At 44.3% G+C, this 2,369-nt stretch carries 2 protein-coding genes; both read right to left on the reverse strand.

The genetic code is table 11. From position 1 onward, the window contains the following. Positions 1-163 precede the first annotated feature (163 nt). Positions 164-2,089 (reverse strand): tetratricopeptide repeat-containing glycosyltransferase family 2 protein, encoded by a 1,926-nt coding sequence (locus ACSEXS_RS22485; RefSeq protein ID WP_438435486.1) that lies wholly within the window; start codon positions 2,087-2,089, stop codon positions 164-166. A gap of 104 nt (positions 2,090-2,193) precedes the next feature. Then, positions 2,194-2,369 (reverse strand): flagellin (locus ACSEXS_RS22490; protein ID WP_438435487.1); only part of this gene is annotated, 176 nt, incomplete at its 5' end.

Below are 2,369 nucleotides of genomic sequence, written 5' to 3' on the forward strand. Positions count from 1 at the left end.
GTTATGGTTGATTCTCATCGTTATTACCTCCATGTGTTTGGGTGTAGGTCCACATCCGTGTGGGCCCTGTTCGGCGGTTCCGCAGGGTCGGCCGCCCCTGAGAATCGCTTATACTACCTATATCGGGAAAGAGAGAAAAGAAATGAAGAGGTCATTAAAAATTCTAAGCCAATCTATATTGACCCTTTAACCAATTGCTATCCGGATAGAAGGACAAGGCCTCTTTAATGAGCCTGTTCTTTCTATCCAACTCGTTCTGCTCTGCTATCTCTTGAAGTGCCAAACGGATAACCGAATAATGATGCTTTCCGTTGTATAAGCAATGATTGGCAAATTCTAGCAAATCTTCTCGAAGGCCCTTTTCAATAAAGCTTTCCATGATATGTGTACATCCGATACGGTCAAGCTGGTCAATTCCGTTTGCCAAGTAGAAATCAACCGCGATTCCCTTGAAGCCTTTCTCATATAAAAGGTGTCCAATTTTTAAATCCAGCCCTTCAGACAGTTCCCCTCTTCTTTCAAGCAACTGTTCAAAGGTTTCGAATTGCTCGTAATAAATACAGGTTGCGAGCAGCGAGAGATAGAAGTCCTCAATGTGTTCCCCCGACTCTTCTTTTAAGAGGAATAAAATGAAACGGCCATGATCGCCTTGAGCCAGTTTGGAAATGAGCTGCAAAAAGGCTATGCTGTTTTGGTTCAAGCCGACTAAAACCAAGTCATAATAAGTTAGGCAAGCAGATTGGAGTATTAGGTTGATGTTCTCTACCGTCTCGCTCTGAAGCGCGATCAGAGCATCTCTCCACTTTCCTTGAAGGAGTTTCCTCTTTATGGACAGCCCTTTTTTCAGAACAGGATCTTGCAGGTGACCCGCTAGTTGAAGACAAGTTTCCAGTTTGTGATTAGCAAGCAAGGTTTGAATAATAACCTGCATAATTTTGCGTTCATGCATCCAATTGTAACGAGAAATCAGTTCCTCACAGTCATGGGGCGCTCCATATTGTGCTAATAATGTCATCAAATCAGAGATCACATTGATGTCCAAACGATTGAATTGAAGAGCATTGATAAAACTTTTCGCCGAATTGGCGTAGTCCTTCTTCTTTGCGTAAAGGATTCCTAGAAGCTTGTGCGGATAGGACATGGTGAATTCCACATTCAAGATTGGTTGATTATATAAATCTTTGTAAAACAGCAGTTGCTTTAAGACCTCCTCGGCGTCTTCGTATCGGTCCTGCAAAAGGTAGACGTTTGCTTTTAGGCAGGGAAAGTCCGCGGTTCTCGTCCAGATTTTCTCGCCGTCACGAATGATGTCGAGCGCATCCTGATAGCGTTCCAGCCGGATCAAGCAGTTAATCATTTGGATCACGCAGATGCCAATCCAGCTATACTCGAATGCTTTCTTATGGGTGTAGGCTTGCTTAAACGCATCCAGTGCTTCTTCAATTTTGTTGGCCGAAAAATACTCATTGCCCAGATTAAAGTAATCGAATCCCTTGTGACGGGAGACTTCCAATTCCTTCTTCACTAATGGTGCATTTCGTTCACCCTTCTTCTTCTCGTCTACGGTTTTGTTCAGGTAACCGGAATGGTACAGGATGAGGCCGCAATCCTGGTAGCCGAGCTCGTGATCTTCCGCCACCAATTGTTCATGAATACTTCTCTCAAAACGGATTCCACGGTGATTTCGGTAAATGCGAATATTGCTATGTTGAAAAACTTGTTCTCCGTAGGTACCTACAAAATTAAAAATCTTGACGCTGTAAGAGTCATCTTCTTCGGGAGCTTGCCGAATAGCCTGGATCACGTCCTGTAAATTCTCGCGATCTACAAATTCATCCGCATCCATGATCAAGATCCATTCTCCATGGGCTTGTGCGGAAGCATAATTCCGGGCAGCCGCGAAGTCATTGATCCACTCGAACGAATAGATTGAATCTGTATAGTTTCGGGCAATCTCTATCGTCCGATCCTCCGACCCGGTATCAACAATGACTATTTCATCCACAATTCCTGCCACCGAATCCAGGCATCGTGCAATAACTGATTCTTCATTCTTCAAAATCATGCATAAAGACAGAAACGGATTCAAGTATATCTCCTCATTTCCAAGGAAGTATGAAAAAAGAATAGCGTGTCATCGGCGGATGGCACGCTATTCTTTTAAACCAACCCTGTAGGGTTGGTTTAATTGAATTAACGAAGCAGTTGCAGAACGCCCTGCGGTTGTTGGTTAGCTTGAGCCAACATCGCTTGGGAAGCTTGCGCCAGAATACTGTTCTTCGTCTGTTCCATCATTTCCTTCGCCATGTCGACATCGCGAATCCGGGATTCGGCTGCCGTCAGGTTCTCCGAAGAGGTGCTCAGGTTGT

The organism is Gorillibacterium terrae (genome assembly GCF_051594785.1).
Lineage (GTDB): Bacteria > Bacillota > Bacilli > Paenibacillales > NBRC-103111 > Gorillibacterium.